General features: G+C 69.1%; 21 protein-coding genes. 11 read left to right on the plus strand and 10 right to left on the minus strand.

Translation table 11 applies throughout. The features are described 5' to 3' along the window. Nucleotides 1-11: 11 nt before the first annotated feature. On the minus strand, nt 12-935 hold the full coding sequence (locus tag HDC36_RS16040) for an NAD-dependent epimerase/dehydratase family protein (RefSeq protein WP_179569195.1): 924 nt from the start codon (nt 933-935) through the stop codon (nt 12-14). 185 nt (nt 936-1,120) lie between these two features. On the opposite strand from HDC36_RS16040, the gene HDC36_RS16045 reads away from it, so the two are divergent. Genes HDC36_RS16045 through HDC36_RS16070 form a run of 6 tightly spaced genes read left to right on the plus strand, consistent with a single transcriptional unit; the run spans nt 1,121 to nt 7,027 of the window. Further along, a complete protein-coding gene (locus tag HDC36_RS16045; RefSeq protein ID WP_179569197.1) occupies nt 1,121-3,952 on the plus strand; it encodes a monovalent cation/H+ antiporter subunit A in 2,832 nt (943 codons plus the stop codon). Then, entirely contained in the window at nt 3,952-4,311 is a 360-nt protein-coding gene (locus HDC36_RS16050; protein ID WP_179569199.1) for a Na+/H+ antiporter subunit C, read from the plus strand. The genes HDC36_RS16045 and HDC36_RS16050 overlap by 1 nt, the downstream gene beginning before the upstream one ends. Further along, entirely contained in the window at nt 4,308-5,870 is a 1,563-nt protein-coding gene (locus HDC36_RS16055; RefSeq protein ID WP_179569201.1) for a monovalent cation/H+ antiporter subunit D, read from the plus strand. The genes HDC36_RS16050 and HDC36_RS16055 overlap by 4 nt, the downstream gene beginning before the upstream one ends. Before the next feature lies 1 nt (nt 5,871). Next, entirely contained in the window at nt 5,872-6,372 is a 501-nt protein-coding gene (locus tag HDC36_RS16060; RefSeq protein ID WP_179569203.1) for a Na+/H+ antiporter subunit E, read from the plus strand. After that, nucleotides 6,369-6,653, plus strand: a complete 285-nt coding sequence (locus HDC36_RS16065) for a K+/H+ antiporter subunit F (protein WP_145704729.1) — start codon at nt 6,369-6,371, stop codon at nt 6,651-6,653. Before HDC36_RS16060 ends, HDC36_RS16065 begins: the two co-directional genes overlap by 4 nt. Then, nucleotides 6,650-7,027 (plus strand): Na+/H+ antiporter subunit G, encoded by a 378-nt coding sequence (locus HDC36_RS16070; protein ID WP_179569205.1) that lies wholly within the window; start codon nt 6,650-6,652, stop codon nt 7,025-7,027. Before HDC36_RS16065 ends, HDC36_RS16070 begins: the two co-directional genes overlap by 4 nt. A 125-nt stretch (nt 7,028-7,152) precedes the next feature. Here the strand turns inward: HDC36_RS16070 and HDC36_RS16075 are convergent, their stop codons facing one another. The 3 genes from HDC36_RS16075 to HDC36_RS16085 form a co-directional block, all read right to left on the minus strand. Beyond that, nucleotides 7,153-8,103 carry a calcium/sodium antiporter gene (locus HDC36_RS16075; protein WP_179569207.1) on the minus strand — a complete coding sequence of 317 codons (951 nt, stop codon included), beginning with the start codon at nt 8,101-8,103 and terminating at the stop codon, nt 7,153-7,155. 265 nt (nt 8,104-8,368) lie between these two features. Further along, the gene (locus tag HDC36_RS16080; protein ID WP_179569209.1) at nt 8,369-8,962 is read right to left on the minus strand and encodes a DUF1629 domain-containing protein; all 594 of its coding nucleotides are present in this window, start codon (nt 8,960-8,962) and stop codon (nt 8,369-8,371) included. 48 nt (nt 8,963-9,010) lie between these two features. Beyond that, nucleotides 9,011-9,664 carry a lectin gene (locus HDC36_RS16085; RefSeq protein WP_179569211.1) on the minus strand — a complete coding sequence of 218 codons (654 nt, stop codon included), beginning with the start codon at nt 9,662-9,664 and terminating at the stop codon, nt 9,011-9,013. A 249-nt stretch (nt 9,665-9,913) separates the two neighbouring features. On the opposite strand from HDC36_RS16085, the gene HDC36_RS16090 reads away from it, so the two are divergent. After that, nucleotides 9,914-10,429 carry a hypothetical protein gene (locus tag HDC36_RS16090; RefSeq protein WP_179569213.1) on the plus strand — a complete coding sequence of 172 codons (516 nt, stop codon included), beginning with the start codon at nt 9,914-9,916 and terminating at the stop codon, nt 10,427-10,429. 61 nt (nt 10,430-10,490) lie between these two features. Here HDC36_RS16090 and hmgA read toward each other — a convergent pair whose 3' ends face one another. The 3 genes from hmgA to hppD form a co-directional block, all read right to left on the minus strand. Then, on the minus strand, nt 10,491-11,789 hold the full coding sequence (gene hmgA / locus HDC36_RS16095; RefSeq protein ID WP_179569223.1) for a homogentisate 1,2-dioxygenase: 1,299 nt from the start codon (nt 11,787-11,789) through the stop codon (nt 10,491-10,493). A gap of 20 nt (nt 11,790-11,809) precedes the next feature. Beyond that, nucleotides 11,810-12,202: a DUF559 domain-containing protein gene (locus HDC36_RS16100; protein ID WP_179569225.1), complete on the minus strand. Its 393-nt coding sequence runs from the start codon at nt 12,200-12,202 to the stop codon at nt 11,810-11,812. 82 nt (nt 12,203-12,284) lie between these two features. After that, the gene (hppD, locus tag HDC36_RS16105) at nt 12,285-13,352 is read right to left on the minus strand and encodes a 4-hydroxyphenylpyruvate dioxygenase (protein WP_145705713.1); all 1,068 of its coding nucleotides are present in this window, start codon (nt 13,350-13,352) and stop codon (nt 12,285-12,287) included. 179 nt (nt 13,353-13,531) lie between these two features. Between hppD and HDC36_RS16110 the strand changes: the two genes are divergently transcribed. Continuing rightward, a complete protein-coding gene (locus HDC36_RS16110) occupies nt 13,532-14,017 on the plus strand; it encodes a MarR family transcriptional regulator (RefSeq protein ID WP_179569227.1) in 486 nt (161 codons plus the stop codon). A 165-nt stretch (nt 14,018-14,182) separates the two neighbouring features. Here HDC36_RS16110 and HDC36_RS16115 read toward each other — a convergent pair whose 3' ends face one another. The 3 genes from HDC36_RS16115 to HDC36_RS16125 form a co-directional block, all read right to left on the minus strand. Next, on the minus strand, nt 14,183-14,791 hold the full coding sequence (locus HDC36_RS16115) for a thioredoxin family protein (protein WP_145704720.1): 609 nt from the start codon (nt 14,789-14,791) through the stop codon (nt 14,183-14,185). A 16-nt stretch (nt 14,792-14,807) separates the two neighbouring features. Then, entirely contained in the window at nt 14,808-16,331 is a 1,524-nt protein-coding gene (locus tag HDC36_RS16120; protein WP_179569229.1) for an oligopeptide:H+ symporter, read from the minus strand. Nucleotides 16,332-16,530: 199 nt separating this feature from the next. Next, nucleotides 16,531-17,442, minus strand: a complete 912-nt coding sequence (locus tag HDC36_RS16125) for a tryptophan 2,3-dioxygenase family protein (RefSeq protein ID WP_179569231.1) — start codon at nt 17,440-17,442, stop codon at nt 16,531-16,533. Nucleotides 17,443-17,609: 167 nt separating this feature from the next. Here HDC36_RS16125 and HDC36_RS16130 point away from each other — a divergent pair, with 167 nt between their 5' ends. The 3 genes from HDC36_RS16130 (at nt 17,610) to HDC36_RS16140 (ending at nt 24,218) form a co-directional block, all read left to right on the plus strand. After that, nucleotides 17,610-21,173 (plus strand): lamin tail domain-containing protein, encoded by a 3,564-nt coding sequence (locus tag HDC36_RS16130; protein ID WP_179569233.1) that lies wholly within the window; start codon nt 17,610-17,612, stop codon nt 21,171-21,173. 884 nt (nt 21,174-22,057) lie between these two features. After that, entirely contained in the window at nt 22,058-23,146 is a 1,089-nt protein-coding gene (gene pdhA / locus HDC36_RS16135) for a pyruvate dehydrogenase (acetyl-transferring) E1 component subunit alpha (protein ID WP_179569235.1), read from the plus strand. After that, nucleotides 23,139-24,218 (plus strand): alpha-ketoacid dehydrogenase subunit beta, encoded by a 1,080-nt coding sequence (locus HDC36_RS16140; RefSeq protein WP_179569237.1) that lies wholly within the window; start codon nt 23,139-23,141, stop codon nt 24,216-24,218. Before pdhA ends, HDC36_RS16140 begins: the two co-directional genes overlap by 8 nt. Nucleotide 24,219 lies beyond the last annotated feature (1 nt).

The raw sequence follows: 24,219 nt of genomic DNA on the forward strand, positions 1-24,219 counted from the left end.
CTGCCCGCGCCTCAGCGCGGCACGCCCAGCATCGCCGCATCCGGTGCGAAGGCGCGCGGCGCGTAGCCGAAATCGCGCTGCGCCGGCGCCAGATCGAACACCAGGTCCTCGCCCATGCGCTGCAGCGCGGCGCGGTTCATGCCGCGCAGGCGGCCGCCGGCATGGGCGATGCCCAAAGCCAGCGCGAACAGCGCATGCGGCAGCGACAGCAGCCGCGCCGGCGGCTGCAATGCGGCCAGCACGCGCCGCACCATCTCGCGGTAGCTGAGCACTTCGCCGCCGCCCAGCGCATAGCTACGGCCATGCGTGGCCGGATGCGCCAGCACCGCCAGCGCCGCATCGGCCAGGTCCTGCACGTGCACCGGCTGGCGCAGGCCGCGCGCACTGCGCGGCAGCACGAACCAGCCGCTGCGCCGCGCCAGCGTGGCGATCGCGCTCAGCGTGCGGTCGCGGCCGGCGCCGTAGACGAGCGTCGGACGCAACACGGTCACCGCGGCGCCGCGTTCGGCCGCGGCGGCGAACAGGGCCGCCTCGGCCTCGCGCAGGCGCCGGGCGACGTCGCGTTCGGCGGCGTCCAGCGAATCGCGCTTGACCTCCAGGCTGGTGGAACCGAACGCGACCACGCGCGATGCGCGCAGCGGCGTGCGCCGGTACCAGTCGGCGAACGCATCCAGCGGACCGCAACTGAAGATCGCCTCGGCCTGCACCGGCGGCGCCTGCAGCTGGCTCAATTCGCCCGGATGCCAGTGCAGGCCGTCGCGCGGCGTTTGCGGCGTGCGCGAGAACGCATGCACCTGCCAGCCGGCGGCCAGCAGACCGTGCAACAGGCGCTCGCCGATCTGGCCGCTGCCGCCGAACAGCAGCGCCACGCGCGCTTGGGCCGTGGGCGTAAGCGTCGGGGAGGCGGCAGCGGTCGCAGGGGGCGCATCGGTCATCGCACAAGCATAGCGAGCGCGCGCCGCCGCGCCCAATCCCGTGACCGCCACGCGCTCGCAAGCGCATCACCTGGCCTGCGCTATCGTGGCGCGATGACCTTGCATGCGCCGACCACCATCGCAGGCCAGCGCCGCGGAGTGCCTGTTACACTCGGGCTCCTGCTCGCGAATCTCGTATTCCCTGCATGATCCCCGTTCTGGACATCCTGCTGGCCTTGCCGTTCCTGATGGCGGCGGCCGTCATCGCCCTGCGCCACCGTTCGCGCGCCACGCTGGCCTGGGTCGCCGCGGCGGCGCCGTTGGCCGGGCTGATCCTGCTCGGCACGCTGACCCCGACCGTGCTCGGCGGCGGCATCGTGCGCGCCGACCACGCCTGGCTGCCGCAGATCGGCCTGCAGTTCTCGCTGCGCCTGGATGGACTGGCGTGGATGTTCGCCGGGCTGGTGCTGGCGATCGGCGCGCTGGTGGTGATGTACGCGCATTACTACCTCAGCGCGCGCGAGAACGCCGCGCGCTTCTACGGCTACCTGCTGCTGTTCATGGGCGCGATGCTGGGCATGGTGATCGCCGGCAATCTGCTGCTGCTGATGGTGTTCTGGGAACTGACCAGCATCAGCTCGTTCCTGCTGATCGGGTTCTGGTCGCATCGCAAGGATGCGCGCGACGGCGCGCGCATGGCGCTGGTGATCACGGGCGGCGGCGGCCTGGCCTTGCTCGGCGGGATCCTGCTGATCGGGCGCATCGTCGGCAGCTACCAGCTCGATGCGGTGCTCGCCGCCGGCGACGCGATCCGCGCCAGCGCGTTGTATCCATGGGCGCTGGGGCTGATCCTGCTGGGCATCTTCACCAAGAGCGCGCAGTTCCCGTTCCATTTCTGGCTGCCGCATGCGATGGCGGCGCCGACGCCGGTGTCGGCGTATCTGCACTCGGCGACGATGGTCAAGGCCGGCGTGTTCCTGCTGGCGCGGCTGCATCCGGCGCTGGCCGGCAGCGACCTGTTCTTCTACACGGTCAGCGGCGTTGGCGCGGTCACGCTGCTGGTCGGCGCCTGGTACGCGATCTTCCAGCACGACCTGAAGGGGTTGCTGGCGTATTCGACGATCTCGCACCTGGGCCTGATCACCATGCTGTTCGGGCTGTCCACGCCGATGGCGGTGGTGGCCGGCGTGTTCCACATCCTCAACCATGCGGTGTTCAAGGCCTCGCTGTTCATGGCCGCCGGCATCATCGACCACGAGACCCATACCCGCGACATGCGCCGGCTCGGCAACCTGCGCCGCTGGATGCCGTTCACCAGCGCGCTGGCGATCATCGCCTCGCTGTCGATGGCCGGCATTCCGCTGCTCAACGGCTTCCTGTCCAAGGAGATGTTCTTCGCGCAGGCGCTGGACGCCGACGGCCCGGTGGCGATGCGCGTGTTCACCGCCACCGCGGCGCTGCTGGCCGGCGTGTTCGGCGTCGCCTACAGCCTGCGCTTCGTCTACGAGACGTTTTTCGGCAGCGGTCCGCGGCAATTGGACGCCATGCCGCACGAGCCGCCGCGCTGGATGAAGATCCCGGTGGAGATCCTGGTGCTGCTGTGCGTGGCGGTCGGCATCTTCCCGGCGCTGACCGTGGCGCCGGTGCTGCGCACCGCGGCCGGGGCGATCCTCGGCGACGCGCTGCCCGCGTACAGCCTGGCGGTCTGGCACGGCTGGAACGCGCCACTGGCGATGAGCATCGCCGGCGTGGTCGGCGGCGTGGCGTTGTACTTCGGCCTGCGCCGGCTGACCGTGCTGTACACCGAAGTGCGCCGCTCGCTGGGCAAGCGCGTGTTCCACTGGCAGGTGGATGCGCTGTTCGGCATCGCCGCGCGCTTCACCCGCGTGCTGACCAATGGCAGCCTGCAGCGCAGTCTGCGCTGGCTGCTGCTGAGCGCGGTGGTGGTCGCCGCGGCGCCGTTCGTCGCCGCGCCGCCGCTGTGGAGCCAGTGGCCGGCACCGCAGCCGATGCCGCTGCTGGGCTGGGCGCTGTGGCTGCTGATCGTCAGCTGCGCGCTGGCCACGCTGTTCCTGTACCGGCAGCGGCTGCTGGCGGTGCTGGTGATCGGCGGCAGCGGCCTGGGCGTGAGCCTGGTGTTCGTGTTCCTGTCGGCGCCGGACCTGGCGCTGACCCAGCTGCTGGTGGAGATGGTCACCCTGGTGCTGATGCTGCTCGCGATGAACTACCTGCCCAAGGCCTCGCCGGTGGAGCCGCAGCGCTGGCGCAAGCTGCGCGATGCGGCGCTGGCGATCGCCGCCGGCACCGGCATGGCCTTGCTGGCGTATTCGGTGATGACCCGGCCGGCGGCGACGATGGCCGGCGAGCTGTTGCAGCGCGCGCTGCCGGAAGCCTACGGGCGCAACGTGGTCAACGTGATCCTGGTCGATTTCCGCGGCTTCGACACTTTCGGCGAGATCACCGTGTTCGGCATCGCCGCGCTGGTGGTGCATGCGCTGCTGCGGCGTGCGCGGATGGCGCCCGAGAAAGTGATGCCGGGCCCGCCGATCAAACTGCCGGTGCCGGCCGACCTGGCGCAGCTGATGTTCCCGCTGACCCTCACCGTGTCGATCTTCCTGTTCCTGCGCGGCCACAACGCGCCCGGCGGCGGCTTCATCGCCGGGCTGGTGCTGGCGGTGCCGCTGCTGATCCAGTACGTGATCCAGGGCGCGGCCTCGGTGGAATCGCGCTTCGGCTTCGACTACATCCGCTGCATCGGCCTGGGCCTGTTGCTGGCCGCGCTCAGCGGCATGGCCTCGATGCTGTTCGGGGTGCCGTTCCTGACCAGCGGCCACTACGACCTCTACGTGCCGCTGATCGGCGACATCCCGCTGGCCAGCGCACTGGGCTTCGATACCGGCGTGTACCTGGTCGTGTTCGGCGGCACCATGCTGACCCTGTCGATGATGGGCACGATCAAACCGTCGCGCACGCGCGAGTCGCAGCGCGGCGAGATCGATCCGGCACAACGTTCGGCCCGCACCGGGGAGATGCGCTGATGGAACTGGCATTGGCGAGCGCGATCGGCGTGCTGACCGCGGTCGGCGTATACCTGCTGCTGCGCGCGCGCAGCTTCGACGTGATCCTGGGCATGACCGTGCTGTCCTACGCCACCAACCTGCTGATCTTCGCCGGCGGGCGGCTGATGCAGGGCAAGGCACCGGTGCTGCGCGACGGCGTCGCGCCGACCCTGGCCGACTACACCGACCCGCTGCCGCAGGCGCTGGTGCTGACCGCGATCGTGATCGCCTTCGCGATGACCGCGGTCAGCATCGTGCTGGCGATGCGCAGCCGCGGCGACAACCGCAGCGACCACGTCGATGCGCGCGTCGAGCACGACGGCGACAGCGCGCTATGAACCATCTGCTCATCCTGCCGATCCTGATCCCGCTGCTCGGCGCGGCCCTGTCGCTGTTCGTCGAGCACCGCCGCTACGGGCGCCACGTGCGCCGCGCGGTGGCCTGGACCGCGATGGCGGCGCTGGCGGCGGCGGTGATCGCGCTGTTCGTGCGCGCCGGCGACGGCCAGGTGCAGGTCTACCTGCTCGGCGACTGGCCGTCGCGGCTGGGCATCGCGCTGATGGCCGACCGCCTGTCGGCGTGGATGCTGCTGACCACCACCCTGCTCGCCGCGGCCTGCCTGCTGCACGCCTGCGCCGGCTGGGACCGGCGCGCGCCGCACTTCCATGCGCTGTTCCAGTTCCAGCTGGTCGGCCTCAACGGCGCGTTCCTGACCGGCGACGTGTTCAACCTGTTCGTGTTCTTCGAGGTGATGCTGATCGCCTCCTACGGCCTGCTGCTCAGCGGCGGGCGCGGCCTGCGCCTGCGCGTGGGCTTCCACTACGTGGTGTTCAACGTCACCTCCTCCACCCTGTTCCTGATCGCGCTGGGCCTGCTGTACGCGCTGCTCGGCTCGTTGAACATGGCCGAGCTGTCGCAGCGCATCGCGCAGGCGCCGCCGGAGAACCTGCGCCTGATCAAGGCCACCTTCGGCCTGCTGCTGCTGGTGTTCTGCGCCAAGGCCGCGCTGCTGCCGCTGTACCTGTGGCTGCCGGAAACCTATGCGCGCGCGCCGGCGCCGGTGGCGGCGCTGTTCGTGGTGATGACCAAGGTCGGGCTGTACGCGGTGCTGCGGGTCAGCACGCTGATCCTGGGCAACCAGGCGCAGGCACTGGACGGCTACGGCCGCGCATGGCTGCTGTGGCTGGGTATCGGCACGCTGCTGCTGGCCGCGCTCGGCGTGCTGGCCGCGGTGCGCCTGCGGGTGCTGGTCGGCTACCTGGTGATCGTGTCGGCGGCGACGCTGTTCATCGCCTTCGCGCTGGATGCGCCGGGCACGCTCGGCGCCGGCCTGTACTACCTGGCGCACAGCAGCTTCGTGGCCGCGGCGCTGTTCCTGATCGCGGACCTGATCCGCCGCCGCCGCGGCGACGCCAGCGACCGCAAGGAAGTGATCGCGCCGCTGCCGGGCAAGACCGTGCCCGGCGTGCTGTTCCTGATCGCGGCGGTGTCGGTGGCGGGGCTGCCGCCGCTGTCCGGATTCCTGGCCAAGGTCGCGATCCTCAGCGCCACGCCGGCGGGCAATGCCGGCCCGGTATGGGCCGCGGTGCTGCTCAGTAGCCTGATGGTGATCATGGGCCTGACCCGTGCCGGCGTGCGCCTGTTCTGGCGCGTGCCGGGCGACCAGCACCTCGACGACGACGGCATCGAACAACCGCCACCGCCGCAGCCGCGCAAGGCGCGCGCACGGCCGCTGGAGACCGCGGCGACGCTGCTGCTGCTCGGCTACGGCGTGGCGATGACGGTCGCCGCCGGGCCGATGCTGCGCTATACCGAAGCCGCCGCCGCGCAGTTGCTGCGTCCAGCCGATTACGCCACCGAGCTGCGCGCGACCGCGCCAGCGCTGCGGGAGCCCTGACATGCACCGTCCCTGGTTGCGCCGCCTGTTTCCGTCCTGGCCGCTGAGCGTCACCGTCACCGTGTTCTGGCTGTTGATGAGCGACAGCTTCGGCCTGGGCCAGTTGCTGTTGGGCGCGGTGCTGGGCGTGGCGGTGCCGCTGTTCGCCGCGCGCCTGGACCGCGAGTTCGCGCGCATCGGCTCGCTGCGCTCGGTGCCGAAGATGCTGTGCGTGGTCGCCTGGGACATCGTGCGCTCCAACGTGGTGGTGGCGCTGCAGGTGCTGGGCCCGGAATCGCGGATCCACCCCGGCTTCATCTGGGTGCCGCTGGACATCGCCAACATCCACGGCATCGCCGCGCTGACCAGCATGATCACGCTGACGCCGGGCACGGTGTCGGCGGCGCTGTCGGACGACCGCAAATACCTGTTGGTGCACGTGCTGCACCTGGACGACGCCGAGACCGTGATCCGGCAGATCAAGACGCGCTACGAAGCGCCCCTGATGGAGATCTTCCCATGACCGGCCACATGTTCATCGAGGGCACCATCGCCGTGTGCATGCACGTGGTCGCCTTGGCGATGCTGCTGGCGCTGTGGCGGCTGCTGCGCGGGCCAACCGTGCCCGACCGCATCCTGGCGCTGGATACGCTGTCGGTGACCGCGATCGCCGAGCTGATGCTGTTCGGCATGTACCTGGATTCGCCTGTGTACTTCGAAGCGGCATTGGTCATCGCCATGCTCGGCTTCGGCAGCACCGTGGTGCTGAGCAAGTACGTGCTGCGCCGGGACATCGTCGAATGATCGGGCTGCTGCAGGTCGGGCTGTCGCTGCTGCTGATCGTCGGCTGCTTCTTCATCCTGCTCGGCGCGCTGGGCCTGGTGAAGCTGTCGGACTTCTTCAAGCGCCTGCACGCGCCGACCAAGGCCAGCACGCTGGGCGTGGGTTGCGTGCTGCTGGCTTCGGTCGGCTACCACCTGTTCCTGGGCCAGGACCCGCAGCCGCGCGAATTGCTGATCACCGCATTCCTGTTCATCACCGCGCCGATCAGCGCGCACATGATGGCCAAGGCGGCGCTGTCGCTGATGATGGAGCAACGGCCGCAGGTGCCCGACAGCCACGATCATGCCGACAAGGAAGGGCTGCCGCCGGCAGCGCGGCAGGACGACGAGCGCTAACCGCGTGGACGAAGTCCTGTAGGAGCGGCTTCAGCCGCGACCGGGGCGTTACCGGTAATGCCGGTCGCGGCTGAAGCCGCTCCTACAGGTGGCATCGTCTGGACAAGGGGAGCTTCAGCCCCGCCTTACCCGACCAACGCCACTTCCAGCCCGACCCAGGCCAGGAACGCGACCAGCAGCACCGCGCCTTCGCCGCGGCTGATGCGCATGTCGCCGCGCAGCATCGGATACAGCACCACGCTCAGCGCCACCGCCGCCGGCAGTTCCAGGCGCACGAACGAGGCCGGCAACGGCAGCGGGCGCAGCGCCGCCATGCCGCCGATCACCACCAGCAGGTTGAACAGGCTGGAGCCGAGCACATGCCCGACCACCATGTCGCCCTGCCCGCGGCGCGCGGCGGCGATCGCGGCGGCGGCTTCCGGCAGCGCGGTGCCGATCGCCACCGGCAACAGGCCGACCAGCAGCGGCGACAGGCCCCAGGCGGCACCGAGCCGCGGCGCCGCATCGACGACGAGCTTGGCGCCGAAATACAGCAGCACGCTCGCGATCAGCAGGCGCAGCAGGTTCAGGCCGAGCGCGGTGCGGGTCACCGCATAGCCGGACAGGCCGAGCTGGCGCGCGGCGTCTTCGTTGCGCGCGCGGCGCAGCAGTAACACCACCACGCCGACGAAGCCCAGCAACAGCAACACGCCTTCCAGGCGCGAGATCGCCCCGTCCAGGCCGAAGCCGATCAGGGCCAGCGTCGCCACCGCCAGCACCAGCAGCAACGGGGCGAGCATCCGCGTGCGCACCAGCAGCGGTGCCGCCAGCGCGGCCAGCGCCAGGGTCAGGCCCAGGTTGGCGATGTTGCTGCCGACCGCATTGCCCAGCGCCAGGTCCTGCGCGCCGACCATGTAGGCGCGCGCGTTGACCGCCAGTTCCGGCAACGAGGTCCCGAACGCCACCAGCAGCAGGCCGGCGACGAACGGCGAGGCGCCGCAGCGCTGCGCCAGGCCCGAAGCCGCCTTGACGATCGAATCGCCGCCCAAGGCCAGCAGCAGCAGTCCCACCAGCACCAAGCCGATCGCGCTCGCCATCGCCCATCCCCTCGCCATTACGATGCGCGATTCTATGCGCAGCGCGGATGATGCGGCCGTCATCGTGGCCACCGGGTGGGGGGCGGCTGGCTGGCCAGGCGGAATTCTTCGGGGGAACCGGGTGCCGGCGGCGTGGATCGCACCCGTCGCCGCTGCACCTGTAAAGCCCGCGGACAGGCCAGCCGGTCAAGCTCGCGTTCGAATTCCTGAAGGAAACAAAAAAGAGCGACAAGGCCCTTCCATCAACCAACTCACCCCGCTTATCTCACACTTGAATACCGTTGGAGCAGTCCACAAACCGCAAGCCTTCAAGCCCGGAAGCCTCGCATTGCTGTTTCAGCTGCTGGGAAACGAAAATGCGCTGCGAGCTTTCCTTGGCCCGAACGAGGTGGTGACCAGCCAAGGCCGCAGGCGGCAGGCTCTGAAGCGTTGTGAATCGCAGAGGTCCATCAGGCATAAAGCCGAACATGGGGGCATGCCGGGAGTGTTCGAGGTCGATGCAAGGCACCGTCTGGATCACATTGAAGACGTAGAAGCCCTGCAACCGTTCCTCTTTGAGGTAGACGTCGGCGGGAAACAATTGAACGTCGTCCGGATATTGGCGCAACACCTCCGCCATTGCCTGGCTGACGAATTCGAGCGTGTCGCTTTGAAGGAGATCGAACGCCAGCAAGCGCGACTTGCTTACTTTCTTGTTGTTTCTGAAGGTCGGGGTGGCAGCAACCGACGATTGCGTTTCGCCGCTGATGAACAGCAGGTGGTCGGGCGAGAGCTTCTGGTCGTATTTGAACCAGAAAATTTCCGAGTAGCTCTCACTGATGTCCAATAGGTACATGGCATTCCCTGCAGCGACGTGCACGCGTTGATCTTTAATCCAGGCGCGGTGATAACCGGCTTGACGCCTGCGCTAGCCGCAGCCTTCCACGTAGTCCACCTGCGGCGGCAGGCCCACGCGCCAAGAGGTGGCCTTGCCCGCGGCATCGGTCTCGAACACCAGGACGCCGGACTGGGCAGTGCTGCCAGCGATACGCAGGACCTTGCCGCCTTCGACGTACTTGTGCGGCTGCTCTTCCACGCGTCCGGCGTACAGCGCGCGCAGCTGCGCCAGGTCCATGCCGACCTTGCCGCCGCCCGGGGCGGTTTCCTTGGCGGTGCGCACGTCGTAGCGGACCAGCTTGTCGGCTTCGAACATCAGGCCGAAGTCGTTGCCGCCCTTGGCCCAGCGCGGCCTGAGGACGTAGCAGCCGCCCGCCTCGCCGGGCTGCCCATCGAGTTCGCCGCCCCAGGCCGCGCGCGCCTGCGCCGCGCTCATGCCCAGGCGCAGGTCGCCATAGCCATCGTCGCGAGCCAGCTGGCGCTCGGCCGGGGCCATCTCCGGCGGCATCGCCGCGGCCGGGGCCTGCGCCGGGGGCACGTCGGTGTCGGGCTGGTCCAGCGCCGGCGGCGGCAAGGCGCCATCGTCCGCCGCGACGGGCGCGGGCGGTGGTGCAGACGGCGGCGACTTGTCGCAGGCGCTCAGCGCGAGCAGCAGCAATGCAGCGGCAGGCAGGGTCGGCTTCATCGCGGTTCCTCGCAAGAGCAGTGCATAGGCTAGCGCGCGCGCCGCGCGCATGCACTGACTGCATTGCGGAATCGCGATGCAGACCCGTCATCTCATCGCCATCGCTCGTGGCGGCAGTGGCAGTGGCTGCGTCAGCGCGGCATCGCGTCGCGCTGCACGAACGTGCCTCCTACGACGGCCGACCTGCGTCGCCTGTCATCAGTGTTTCACCGCCGATCGCCAAGCTTCTTCCCTTCCGGTACCGCCACCATGCATCCGCGCAAGACCGCCCTCGCCCTCGCGGCACTGCAATCCCACGCCGCGCCGCTGGACATGCGCCAGCGCCGTGTCCTGATCCTGGCCGACGGCCAGCGCAGCGTCGACGAACTGGCCGCGCTGGGCGGCAGCAACGCCGCGGCGATCGTGCAGGCGCTGTTGCAGCAGGGCTATCTGGACGACGGCCGCGCAACCGCCGGACCGCCCCCGGCCGCGACACCGCCCGCGCCCGCCATCGCGCCGGCGGATCCGCGTCGCGCGCTGCTCAACGCGCGCATGTATCTGCTCGACCTGCTGCAACTGCAGCGCCATCCGGCCTCGCGCCCGTTGCAGCAGCAGTTGCGCGACGCGCGCGAGGAAGCGGCCACGCTGCAGGCGATCGCGGACGCGCTGCGGGCGATGCCGGAAATGACCTCCGAGCGCTATGCGCAACGCATCCGCGAGCGCGTGCTGGAGGTGCTGCCGGCACCGCTGCACGCGCCGCTAAACGCATCGCTGGAAGCCGCCTGAGCGCGTCGTCGCAGGTGTCGGCCCGCGCGCGACGCGGACCGGATGGCCCGCGCCGCAGCGCTCAGGGCGTGCGGAAGTTGCGCCGCAGGCCCTGCCAGCATTGCTGGTAGTCGCGCTGGCGATGCGTCGCCGCCAATGCCTGCGCGGTCGGGCGCAGCACTGCGCGGGTCTCGAACATGAAGGCCATGGTGTCGGCGATCACGTCCGGCCGCGACAGGTCCGCCTGCGAGGCCTTGTCGAAGGTGGCCGCGTCCGGGCCATGCCCGCTCATGCAGTTGTGCAGCGAGGCGCCGCCCGGCGCGAAGCCTTCGGCCTTGGCGTCGTAGACGCCGTGCACCAGGCCCATGAATTCGCTGGCCACGTTGCGGTGGAACCACGGCGGCCGGAAGGTGTGCTGCGCCACCAGCCAGCGCGGCGGAAAGATCGCGAAGTCCAGGTTGGCGGTGCCGGGCGTGTCGCTGGGCGCGGTGAGCACGGTGAAGATGCTCGGATCGGGATGGTCGAAGCTGATCGAGCCGATCGTGTTGAAGCGGCGCAGGTCGTACTTGTACGGCGCGTAGTTGCCGTGCCAGGCGACCACGTCCAGCGGCGAATGCGCGATCGGCGCCTGCCACAGGTGGCCCTGGAACTTGGCGATCAGCGCGAAGTCGCCTTCGTCTTCCTCGTAGGCGGCCACCGGGGCGAGGAAATCGCGCGGATTGGCCAGGCCGTTGGCGCCGATCGGGCCCAGGTCGGGCAGCCGCAGCAGCGCGCCGAAGTTCTCGCACACGTAGCCGCGCGCCTGGCCGTCGGGCAGCGCGACGCGGAAGCGCACGCCGCGCGGGATCACCGCGATCTCCTGCGGCTCCAGGTCGAGCGTGCCCAGTTCGGTGCACAGCTGCAGCCGGCCCAGTTGCGGCACGATCAGCAGTTCGGCATCGGCGTTGTAGAAGAAACGGCCCTGCATCGACGCGTTGGCCGCGTACAGATGCACCGCCACGCCGTGCTGCGCCGCGGCCGAGCCGTTGCCGGCCATCGTGTACAGGCCATCGACGAAATCCACCGGCGCCTGCGGCAGCGGCAGCGGACTCCAGCGCAGCTGGTCCGGCGACACCGGGCCGGCGTCGAAGTCGTTGTGGAAGCCGCCGGCCTGCGTGTACGCGGCGAACGTGCCGTGCACCGCCGCCGGACGGATCCGGTACAGCCAGCTGCGCCGGTTCACCCCGCGCGGCGCGGTGAACGCGGTGCCCGACAGCTGCTCGGCGTACAGGCCATGGGCCACGCGCTGCGGCGAGTTCTGCCCCTGCGGCAACGCACCGGGCACGGCCTCGGTGGCGAATTCGTTGCCGAAGCCGGACATGTAGCGATGATGGTCATGCATGTACTTGAGCCTTCGCGAGATCAAGCCCCTCTCCCATCGGGAGAGGGGTTGGGGTGAGGGTACGGAGCCGCCATAACGCAGCAAATTACCTGAATCACAGCGTCCGTCGACAACAGCACATCGTTGTTCCAGAAGCGGACGATTCGCCAGCCTTGCAACTCAAGCCAACGCGTTCTTGCTGCATCGCGTAGTTCGCTGTGTTGCGAACCATCGAGTTCGACGATCAGCTTCGACGCCACACAGCAAAAATCGACGACATAGGGAGGAATGGGATATTGGCGGCGGAACTTGACGCCTTGCAAGTGGCCCCCTCTCAGGCAACTCCATAGTTTGCGTTCGGCGTCGGTCATGGTCCGGCGCAGCAAGCGCGCGTTTTCCAGTGTTGAAGTGGGGAGCGGCGGTTTGACTCTCATTGAGCCACCGTACCCTCACCCCAACCCCTCTCCCGATGGGAGAGGGGCTCACGCGCTTATCGGGGTTCCCCGTGACCTATCGTCAGAGCACCCCACGCTTCATCTGGTCGCGCTCGATGCTCTCGAACAGCGCCTGGAAGTTGCCTTCGCCGAAGCCTTCGTTGCCCTTGCGCTGGATGATCTCGAAGAAGATCGGGCCGATGCAGTTCTGAGTGAAGATCTGCAGCAGCTTGCGCTGCTTGGTCTCCAGGTCGGCGTCGATGAGGATCTTGTTCCTGGCCAGCCGCGCCACGTCTTCGCCGTGGTTGGGAATGCGCTGGTCGATCACCTCGAAATACGCCTCCGGGGTGTCCAGGAATTCCACGCCGGCCGCGCGCATCCGCTCCACGGTCTCGTAGATGTCGTCGGTGAAGCAGGCGATGTGCTGGATGCCTTCGCCGTGGTAGGCGTCGAGGTATTCGTTGATCTGGCTCTTCGGGTCGGAGGACTCGTTGAGCGGGATGCGCACCACCCCGTCCGGCGCGGTCATCGCCTTGGAGGTCAACCCGGTCTTGGCGCCCTTGATGTCGAAGTAGCGGATCTCGCGGAAGTTGAACAGGCGCTCGTAGTAGTCCGACCAGCGCTGCATGTTGCCGAAGTACAGGTTGTGGGTCAGGTGGTCGATGAAGGTCAGGCCGAAGCCGGCCGGATGCTGGTCGGCGCCGGGCACCGGCTCGAACTCGGCGTACACCGAACCCTTCTCGCCATAGCGGTCGACCAGGTACAGCATGCAGTCGCCGATGCCCTTGACCACCGGCGCCGGCACCGCGCGGGTGTCGGCCTTGTCGCCGATGGCCTCGCCGCCGTTCTCCAGCACCTTGGCGAATACCTCGTCGGCCGGATGCCGGAAGCGGATCGCGAAACCGCAGGCGCAGGGGCCGTGCGCGGCGGCGAAATCGGCGGCGAAGGAGTCCGGGTCCTCGTTGAGCAGGAAGTTGACCCCGCCCTGCCGGTACACGGTGATCGCGCGGCTGCGGTGGCGCAGCACCGCGCTGAAGCCCATGCTGCGGAAGTAGGCATGCAGGCGTTCGCCCTGCCCGGCCGGCGCGGCGAACTCGACGAATTCGAAGCCGTCGATCCCCATCGGGTTCTCGAAGGTGGTGACCTGCATGCCCAGGTTGGCCGGCTGGGACGGATACTGCGGTTGTGCACTCATGGCGCGTCTCCTGGAGGATGCGGGCGGTGGCCGGCCGAAATTTCGGATGCGGACGGACGCCAGACTCGCGAGAATGGACGGTAGTGTCCTCCGTTATAGTTACAAATGAAACCACCAGCAAGGTGCAATGCAGCATGACGATCGCCCCCGCCGCCCCGCCCGTCCCCGAGCAGCCCTCGCTCGACCTGGAGCAGTTCCTGCCCTACCGGATCAGCGTGCTATCCAACCGGATCAGCAGCAACATCGCCCGCGTCTACGGCGAGCGCTACGGCATGGCGGTGACCGAGTGGCGGGTGATGGCGGTGCTGGCGCTGTACCCGGGGCTGTCCGCCGGCGAGGTCTCCGAGCGCACCGCGATGGACAAGGTGGCGGTGAGCCGCGCGGTGGCGCGGCTGCTGGAGCGCGGCTTCATCCAGCGCGAGACGCATGGCGACGACCGCCGCCGCTCGGTGCTGCACCTGTCCGAGGCGGGGGTGGAGGTCTACCAGGTGGTCGCGCCGATGGTGCTGGAATGCGAGCGCCGCCTGCTGGCGCCGTTCAGCGCGGAGGAACAGCAGGTGCTGAACCGGATGATCGACCGCCTGGCCGCCGAGGGCTTGCCGAGCATGACCGGCAAGTGAGGCGCGACCTCCGCGCCGTGCGCGGCGGGAGGCGATGCAGATGCGGCCCCTGTAGGAGCGGCTTCAGCCGCGACAGGCGCTGTCGGTAACACCTGTCGCGGCTGAAGCCGCTCCTACAGGGGGATGGCGTTTTCCCGTAGGCCGGGACAACGCCCCATCGCGCGCTCAGGTCTTCGGCGGCGCCCACTGCTTGAGGAAGTCGAAGAACTTCTTGCGGTCGTAGCCCTCGCCCTTCTCCAGCTCGCCGGTGAACTGCGAGTGCAGCAGCTTGCCGTCGGCATCGAGCACCAGCAGGTGCGGGTAGGCCTCGATCTTCGGGTACTGGGCCAGGAACGCTTCGTTCTTGTTGTCGTCGCTGTAGTTGACCTTGACCCACACGTAGTTGGCATCGCGGAAGCTGCGCACCTCGGCGTCGCCCTCGATGAAGTCGTCGAGGATGTGACACCACGAGCACCACTCCCCGCCCACGTCGAGCAGGATGCGCTTGCCGCCGCGCTTGGCTTCCACCTCGGCCGTTTCCAGGTCGTTGGCCGGGTCGCGGTTTGGATCGAACTGCGCGCCCAGGGCCGCGGTCGCGGCCACGTCGGCGGCAGCGGGCGTGTTGCCCGAGGCCACCGGCTGGTTGGGATCGGCCACCGGCGGCTTCTGCACCGAGGTGTCCAGCGGCTTGGCCGGCGCCTGTTCGGCCTCCGGCGCGGGCGCCTTGTTGCAGCCACTCAAGGCCAGCATCAGCGCCGCCGCGCTGCCCATCGTCTTGATCGTCTTGTTCGACATTGCGATCTACCTCACGTCATTTGACACCGTGCATCAACTTGTTGATCAACGGTGCAATCAGGAACAACACCACACCGGCGCCAAGCAGCGCCCAGAAACCGAAGGTATACCCGCTCAGCGCGGAAGATACCGTCATCCCGCCCTCGCCACTGACGTGGCTGGCGAAGATGCCGGACAGATTGTTGCCGATGCCGGTGGACAGGAACCAGCCCCCCATGCCGAAGCCGACCAGGCGCAGCGGCGCCAGCTTGGTCACCATCGACAGGCCGATGGGCGACAGGCACAGCTCGCCCACCGACTGAATCACGTAGACCATGAACAAGGTCCAGAACGGGATCTTGCCGGCGTCGTCCACCAGGCGCGACAACGCGAACATCAGCAGCAGGAAGGCCAGGCCGTTGAAGGTCAGGCCCAGCGCGAACTTGCGCGAGATCGACGGATTGAAGCGGCCGGCCTTGACCCAGATCCAGGCGATGATCGGCGCCAGGGTGATGATGGCCAGCGAGTTCACCGACTGGAACCACGCGGTGGGGAAGGTCCAGTCGCCGAACCGGCGGTTGACGATCTCGTCGGCGAGGAAGGTGAAGGAACTGCCGGCCTGCTCGAAGAACATCCAGAACAGCACGTTGAAGGCGAAGATGATCAGCATCGCGATCACCTTGTCGCGCGCCACCTTGCCGTTGCGGACGCCTTCGACCAGCAGCATCACCGCCAGCGCCACGAACATCGTGCTGAGGATCCACTGCAGCACCTCTGCGCCGGCCGCCAGCGCCAGGTACACCGCCGGGATCGCCAGCAGCATGCCGAGCAGCACATAGACCACGCGCATGCGGTTGGCGCCGTCGTGCAGCGGCGCGCCGATCCCCTTGAGCTGCCGGCGGCCGAACCAGAACCACACCAGGCTGATCAGCATGCCGATGCCGGAGGCGATGAACACCATCTTGTACGAGGGCATCGCCTCGGTGCCGAACACCTTCTCGGCCAGCTGCTGGGTCAGCCACGGCGCGATCATCGCGCCCAGGTTGATGCCCATGTAGAAAATGGTGAACCCGCTGTCGCGCCGCGGATCGGCGGCGCTGTACAGCTTGCCGACCATGGTCGAGATGTTGGGCTTGAACAGGCCGTTGCCCACGACCACCGTCGCCAGGCCCAGCTCGAAGATCTGCGGGTTGGGAATGGAGATCAGGAACAGACCCGCGGACATCACCGCGGCCCCGACCAGGATCGAACGCTGGTAGCCGAGCACCCGGTCGGCGATGTAACCGCCGAAGATCGCCGCCGCGTAGACCAGCGCCAGATAGGCGCCGTAGGTCGCGCTGGCCGACGCCTGGCCCGTTCCCTGGCCGCCATGGAACTGCGCCACGATGTACAGCACCAGCGCCCAGCGAATCCCGTAGAACGCGAAGCGCTCCCAGAATTCCGTCATGAACAACATCCACAATGGCCGTGGATGGCCCAGCAGGGTCTTGAATTCGGGCGGTTGCGCTGGCGGTTGCGGCGGTGAGGCTGGGTGGTTCGACGCGACGACGTCAACGCTCATGCGGTGTTCCCTTGCGTATTCAGTATGGGCTGGGCGATTCCCCCGGGCGGGCCGGGCGACAGGCGAGCATCACCGAGAGGTGGCGCTGGCGTCAAATGGCCGGGATTGGGGATTGGGGATTGGGGATTGGCGGCCGCCCCTCGGCCTGAGGCACGCGGCGCGGAACCGGCACGCGACTCCTCGTCCCGGGATTGCGCCGTCAGGCACCCGGCTCCGGCGCCCCCGCCGCTTCCGGCGGCGCCGCATCGCGCCCGTCCACCAGCCCCACCGACGTGCGCACCTCGAACAGCTCCGGGAAAAAGGTCAGCGCCAGCGCCTGCTGCAGGAAGCCCACGCCGCTGGAGCCGCCGGTGCCGCGCTTGAAGCCGATCACCCGCATCACCGTGCGCATGTGGCGGAAGCGCCACAGCTGGAACTGGGTCTCCAGGTCCACCAGATCCTCGCACAGCGCGTACTCGCGCCAGTAGCGGTCGGTGTTCTCGTAGATGCGCTCGAACACCGGCCGCAGCAGCGGATCGCTGACATGCGGCTGGCGCCAGTCGCGCGCCCGGTACTGCTCGGGAATCGCATGCCCGAAGCGGGTCAGGTAGCGCAGGAATTCCTCGTACAGGCTGGGCGCTTCCAGCACGGCCTGCAGCGCCGCCTGGCCGTGCGGGTCGTGGCCGAACACGCGCAGCATCTGTTCGTTCTTGTTGCCGAGCAGGAACTCGATGGTGCGGTACTGCAGCGACTGGAAGCCCGAGGCCGGGCCGAGCACGTCGCGGAAGCCCATGTATTCGGACGGGGTCAGCGTCTCCAGCACCGACCACTGCTCGGTCAGCTGGCGCAGCACCTGCTTGCTGCGCGCCAGCACCTTGCGGCACTGCCAGACCTCGTCGCGCTGCAGGTGCATGATCGCCGCGCGCAGCTCGTGCGCCAGCAGCTTCAGCCACAGCTCGGAGGTCTGGTGCTGGATGATGAACAGCATCTCGTCGTGGTGCGGCGGGTCCGACAGCGGCTGCTGCGCGGACAGCAGCTGGTCCAGCCGCAGGTAGCCGCCGTAGGTGACGCGGCCTTCCAGGTCGGTGTGGATGCCGGCTTCGAGCGGGCGCTGGTTCTGTTCGACGGGCATGGGCGACAACGGCGATCCGGGGCCGGCAAGGGTACCGCAGCGACGCCTGTCACATCCCGGTCAGCGGCCGGCGCCAAACTCGGGCAGAATCGGGCCAGCGCCTTGGGGGGCGCCCGATCGTCATCCGCGGTATTCCACGTCTTCAAGGATTGGGGAGAGTCTTCGTCATGCGAACCATGCTGCTTCGTGCTGCAGTGTTGTCGTGCGCGCTCGCCTGTGCCGGAACCGGCCAGGCCCAGGTCGTCATCAGCCAGGTCTATGGCGGTGGCGGCAATAGCGGCGCCACCTACAAGAGCGATTTCATCGAACTGCACAACAACGGCAACCAGGCGGTGAGCCTGGCCGGCTGGTCGGTGCAGTACGCCTCGGCCGCCGGCAGCAGCTGGCAGGTCACCACGCTGGCCGGCAGCATCCCCGCCGGCGGCTACTACCTGGTCAAGCAGGCCGACGGCAGCGGCGGCAGCACCGCGCTGCCGACCCCGGACGCCACCGGCACCACCGCGATGAGCGGCACTGCCGGCAAGATCGCGCTGAGCAATGCGGCGACCGCGCTGAGCGGCGCCTGCCCCGCCGGCAACGTCGATTTCGTCGGCTACGGCAGCAGCGCCAGCTGCGCCGAAGGCAGCGCGCCGACCGCCGCGCCGAGCAACACCCTGGCGGTGCTGCGCGGCAACGGCGGCTGCAGCGACAGCGACAACAACAACGCCGACTTCGCCACCGGCGCGCCGACCCCGCGCAACAGTGCCGCGGCCGCCAACCTGTGCGGCGGCGGCAACCAGCCGGTGGCCAGCGTGGCCAACGTCAGCCGCGGCGAAGGCGACAGCGGCAGCACCGCGTTCGTGTTCACTATCGCCCTGAGCCAACCGGCCGGCAGCGGCGGGGTCGGCTTCAGCGTCGCCACCCGCGACGGCAGCGCCAGCGCCGGCAGCGACTACCAGGCCGTGGCCGCGACCACCGTGACCATTCCCGCCGGCGAAAGCAGCGCGCAGGTCAGCGTGCTGGTCAACGGCGACACCGCCAACGAACCCGACGAGACCTTCTACCTCGACATCACCGGCATCAGCGGCGCCCTGCCGGCCACGCTGACCGCCAGCGGGGTGATCCTCAACGACGACTTCAACCTGGTGCCGATCCACAGCATCCAGGGCAGCGGCGCGCGGTCGCCGCTGGTCGGGCAGGTGGTCGCCACCAGCGGCATCGTCACCGCGCGGCGCAGCGCCGGCTTCTTCCTGCAGGCGCCGGACGACCAGGCCGATGCCGATCCGCAGACCTCCGAAGGCATCTACGTCTACACCGGCAGCGCACCGCCGGCCGAGGCCGCGGTGGGCAATGCGGTGCGGGTGCAGGCCACCGTGCTCGAGTACGTGCCGAGCGCCGATCCGACCCAGCCGCCGCTGACCGAGTTGGGAACACCGACCGTGCTGCTGCAGTCCACCGGCAACCCGCTGCCGGCCGCGGTGACGCTGACCACCAGCTTCCCCGACCCCAGCGGCGCCTACGACCAGCTCGAACGCCTGGAAGGCATGCGCGTGACCGTGCCCAGCCTGACCGTCAACGCGCCCACCGGCGGCAGCGTCAACGAGACCAACGCCACTGCCAGCAGCAACGGCGTGTTCCATGCCGTGGTCACCGGCCTGCCGCGCGCCTGGCGCACGGCCGGCGTGCAGCAGCCCGACCCGCTGCCGGCCGGTTCCCCGGCCGACGTGCCGCGCTGGAACACCAACCCGCAGGTGATCGCGGTGGGCAGCGCCGGCCTCGGCGGCGAGCGCATCGACGTGGCCGGCGGCTGCGTGGTGCTCGGCGTCAGCGGCCCGCTGGACTACAGCTTCCGCCGCTACACGATCTACCCGGAAACCGCGCCCACCGTGCAATGCAACGGCGCCGACCAGCCCAAGCCGGCCCCGGCCCCGCAGGCGGACGACGTCAACGTCGCCACCTACAACATGGAGCGCTTCTTCGACGACCAGAACGACCCGGCGATCGGCGAACCGGTGCTGACCGCGGCCGCCTACCAGGCGCGGCTCAACAAAGCCTCGCTGGCGATCCGCAACTACCTCAACACGCCCGACATCCTGGGCACGGTGGAAGTGGAAAGCCTGAGCGTGCTGCAGACCCTGGCCACACGCATCAACACCGACGCGGTCGCCGCCGGCCAGCCCGATCCGCAGTACGTGGCGTACCTGCAGGAAGGCAACGACGTCGGCGGCATCGACGTCGGCTTCCTGGTCAAGACCGCGGCGGTCGGCGCCGGCATCGCCCGCGTAGAAGTGCTCTCGGTCAGCCAGGAAGGCAAGGCCACCACCTGGACCGAGCCGGCCGGCGGCACCAGCCTGCTCAACGACCGCCCACCGCTGCTGCTGAAGGCGATCGTGCATTTCGCCGACGGCCGCACGCTGCCGCTGACCGTGGTCGAGGTGCACCAGCGCTCGCTCAACGGCGCCGAGACCGACGACGCCAGCGGCCTGCGCATCCGCGCCAAGCGCCAGGCGCAGGCGGTGTTTCTGGCCAACCTGCTGCAGGCGCGGCAAGTGGCCGATCCCGGCGAACAGCTGCTGGTGATGGGCGACTTCAACGCCTTCGAGTTCAACGACGGCTACGTCGATGCGATGGGCACGGTGACTGGCCTGCCGTCGGCCGACGCGCAGACCGTGGTCGACGGCGACGGCGCCGACCTGGTCACGCCGGACCTGTACAACCTGACCCTGCTGTCGACCCCGGACCAGAGCTACTCCTACGCCTACGACGGCAACGTGCAGTCGCTGGACCACATCCTGGCCAACCGCGCGCTGATGAACTCGGCGCAGGTGGCGACGCTGAGCGAAGGCCATGCGCGGCTCAACGCCGACTTCCCGGCCACCGCGCGCAACGACGCCAACTCGCCGGCACGGCTGTCCGACCACGATCCGGCGGTGGTGCTGCTCAAGCTCAAGCCGCTGCAGCGCGCCGACCTGAGCGTGACCGCGAACGCGGCCAATGCCGCGGTCTATGCCGGCGACACCATCCGCTACAGCGTCGAGGTCGGCAACGCCGGCCCGGATGCGGCCCGCTTCGCCGCGGTCGCCTTCGCCCTGGACGCGGCGGTGACGCCGACCGTGACCGCCGCCCCGGGCTGGGACTGCGCCGCGCCGGAGGTGGCCGCGCAGACCGTGGTGACCTGCACCACGACGCAGCTCGCCGCCGGCGCCACGCCGCGCTTCGACGTGGCGGTGCCGGCCACGGCCGACCTGGTCGGCCGTTCGCTGACCCTGGCCGCGTCGGTCGCCTCGCAGACCGAGGATCCGAACGGCGGCAACAACGGCGCCAGCGCCGCGGTGGCCGTGCAGGCTGCGCCCGCCGGCAACCTGGCGGTGCGCATCGACGGCCCGGCGACGCTGCCGTTGATCGCGTTCAGCGCCAACTACCGCATCGCCCTGAGCAACCATGGCAATGCGCCGGTCAAACGCGCCAGCCTGACAGTCAGCGGCAACACGGTGTCGGTGCTGTCGCTGCTGGTGCCGCCGCGCGGCTGGCAATGCGTGCGCCAGGCCCACGGCCTGCGCAGCGCGCAGTACCAGTGCAGCACCCGCGCCGACCTGGCGCCGGGCACGAGCACCGCGTTCACCCTGACCACGGCGACCCGCCCGCTGCCGGCCGACCGCAACATCGTGATCGAGGCCAGCGCCAGCTCCGCCTCGGCCGATGCCGACCCGTCCGACAACACGGCACGCTTCAGCACCCGCATCGGCCGCTGAGCGCAACCGCCTTCGGGCAGAACAAGGGCGCGGCCGCAAGCCGCGCCCTTTTCTTTTGCCGTCGCTCCAGAAGCAGCAGTAGCCCTCGAACCTCCGCTGTCGAAGCCCCTCTCCCCTCGGGAGAGGGGTTGGGGTGAGGGTACGGGGCGCGTAGCGCCTCGCGGAGTTTCGGTGCACGAGGCTGCGCCCGTACCCCCATCCGCCCCTGCGGGGCACCTTCTCCCCGAAAAGGGGGCCATGGTCCCGGTGGGAGAAGGGAACAGCCGAACCTCGCCCTCCATGCGAGTGCAGCCTTCCCTCCCGCCTCGAGCCTTTCGCTATCGCTCGAGCTCTTGCTGTTGCCGTTAGCTGTTGCTGTTGCTGTTAAAACGTCCCGCCTTAAAGCGAGCCGAGCACCGCAGTGGCGAGCGGCCGAAGAGGCGCCCCTGTTTGAGCGAAGCGAGTTTGGGCGCCGTGCCGCTCGCCGCGAGGAGCGCAGGGGACCGGTGCGGCTGTATCGCACCGGCTCGTGTCGGGCGGGAGCGGTTTTGGTTACTTTTGCCAAGACAAAAGTGACTCGCGCCGACCGGCGCGAAAGCTCTTGATCTTGCTCTTGCTCAAGCCGTCGCCATTGCTTTTGCGCAGTCGCCCGAACACGACGGCAACCCGCCATCACGCCAAACCCGAAACGTCCACCGATAGACATCCATCCCCACCGCGCACTCGCCCACCGCAACGCAGCAATCCCCCAAGTGAACGCCAGCAGTGCGTACAACCCACACAGCGCGCGTTTTTGCTGCAATCCAGCAAGATACCGTGCTGCGGTGCAGGACGGCTTTTGTGCACGCCTTCCTTAACATGCCGAGTCATATCATTTGAAACTTGTTGTCGAGAGTGCCGCTGTCATGACCATCGCCGCCCAGTTCGAAATCGAATACCTGCAGTACCTCGACGCGGACGGCCAACCGGCCCGCGACGCCCTCCCGGCCGATTCGGCCAACCCGCAGACCCTGCTGGCGCTGTTCAAGCAGATGCTCTACGTGCGCACCTTCGACAGCAAGGCCGTGGCCCTGCAACGCACCGGCAAGCTCGGCACCTACGCCTCGTGCCTGGGCCACGAAGCCACCCACATCGGCATCGGCGCCTCGATGCGCAGCGGCGACGTGCTGGCGCCCAGCTACCGCGAGTACGGCGCCATGTTCATGCGCGGCGTGCGCCCGCGCGAGGTGCTGCTGTACTGGGGCGGCGACGAGCGCGGCAGCGACTTCCTGCGCGATTCCGACGCCGCCAGGGACTTCCCGATCTGCGTACCGATCTCCACCCAGTGCCTGCACGCCGCCGGCGCCGCGCTGGCGTTCAAACTGCGCGGCGAAGGCCATGTCGCGGTCGCCACCTGCGGCGATGGCGGCTCCTCGAAGACCGATTTCTATGCCGCGCTCAATTCCGCCGGCGCCTACCAACTGCCGCTGATCCTGTGCGTGATCAACAACGGCTGGGCGATCTCGGTGCCGCGCGCGGCGCAGACCGGCGCGCAGACCCTGGCGCAGAAGGGCCTGGCCGGCGGCCTGCACTGCCTGCAGGTGGACGGCAACGACCTGATCGCGGTGCTGGAGGCGATGCGCCAGGCACGCGAGCGCGCGCTGAGCGGCCAGGGCGGCACGGTCATCGAATTCATGACCTACCGCCTGTCCGACCACACCACCGCCGACGACGCGCGCCGCTACCGCGACGAGGCCGAGGTCAAGCAGGCCTGGGAGCGCGAGCCGCTGACCCGGCTGCGCACCTGGCTGACCGCGCAGGGCCTGTGGAACGAGGCCGAGGAAGCGACGTGGAAGCAGGAATGCGCGCGTCTGGTCGACATCGAGGTCGATGCCTACCTGGCCACCCCGGTGCAGCCGGTGGAAGCGATGTTCGATTACCTGTATGCCGATCCGCCGCCGGACCTGCTCGCGCAGCGCGCCGACGCCATCGCCCTGGAGCAGCGCCATGGATGAGCTCAGCCCTCGCCTTGCCGACACGGCCGCCGCGCATGCGGCCGGCACCGCCCACAGCGCGGCCACAGCGCGCGGAGACCAGTCCATGACCAGCACCCCCATCACCCTGATCGAAGCCGTTACCCAGGCCCTGGCCTGGGAACTGCAGCACGACCCGTCGGTGCTGGTGCTGGGCGAGGACGTGGGCGTCAACGGCGGCGTGTTCCGCGCCACCGCCGGCCTGCAGCAGCGCTTCGGCGCGCAGCGCGTGCTGGACACGCCGCTGGACGAAACCACCATCGCCGGCCTGACCGTCGGCCTGGCCGCGCAGGGCATGAAGCCGGTGGCCGAGGCGCAGTTCGACGGCTTCGTCTATCCGATGGTCGATCACCTGATCTGCCACGCCGCGCGCCTGCGCAACCGTACCCGCGGCCGCCTGCACTGCCCGATGGTGCTGCGCGTGCCGTGGGGCGGCGGCATCCGCGCGCCGGAGCACCACAGCGAGGCCAACGAGGCCATCTTCACCAACGTGCCGGGCCTGCGCGTGGTGCTGCCGTCCTCGCCGCAGCGCGCCTACGGCCTGCTGCTGGCGGCGATCCGCGAGCCGGATCCGGTGATCTACATGGAGCCCAAGCGCCTGTACCGGCAGTACAAGGAAGTGGTCGCCGACGACGGCGAGGCGCTGCCGCTGGACGTGTGCTTCGTGCTGCGCGAGGGCAGCGACGTGACCCTGGTCGCCTGGGGCGCGCAGGTCAAGGAAGCCTTGGAAGCGGCCGACAAGCTGGCCGCCGACGGCATCAGCGCCGAGGTCATCGACGTGGCCACGCTGCGCCCGCTGGACTTCGACACCATCGCCGAATCGGTGGCGCGCACCGGCCGCTGCGTGATCGTGCAGGAGGCCCCGCGCAGCGCCGGCTTCGGCGCCGAGATCGCCGCGCGCCTGGCCGAGCAGTCGATGTACGACCTGGTCGCGCCGGTGCAGCGGGTGACCGGCTACGACACCCACATTCCCTTGTTCCGGCTGGAGATGAAATACCTGCCGAGCGTGGACAAGATCGTCGCGGCGGCCAAGCGTGCCGTCGCCGCAGGCTGAC

Source organism: Xanthomonas sp. JAI131 (genome assembly GCF_013410075.1).
GTDB classification, from domain to species: domain Bacteria; phylum Pseudomonadota; class Gammaproteobacteria; order Xanthomonadales; family Xanthomonadaceae; genus Xanthomonas_A; species Xanthomonas_A bonasiae.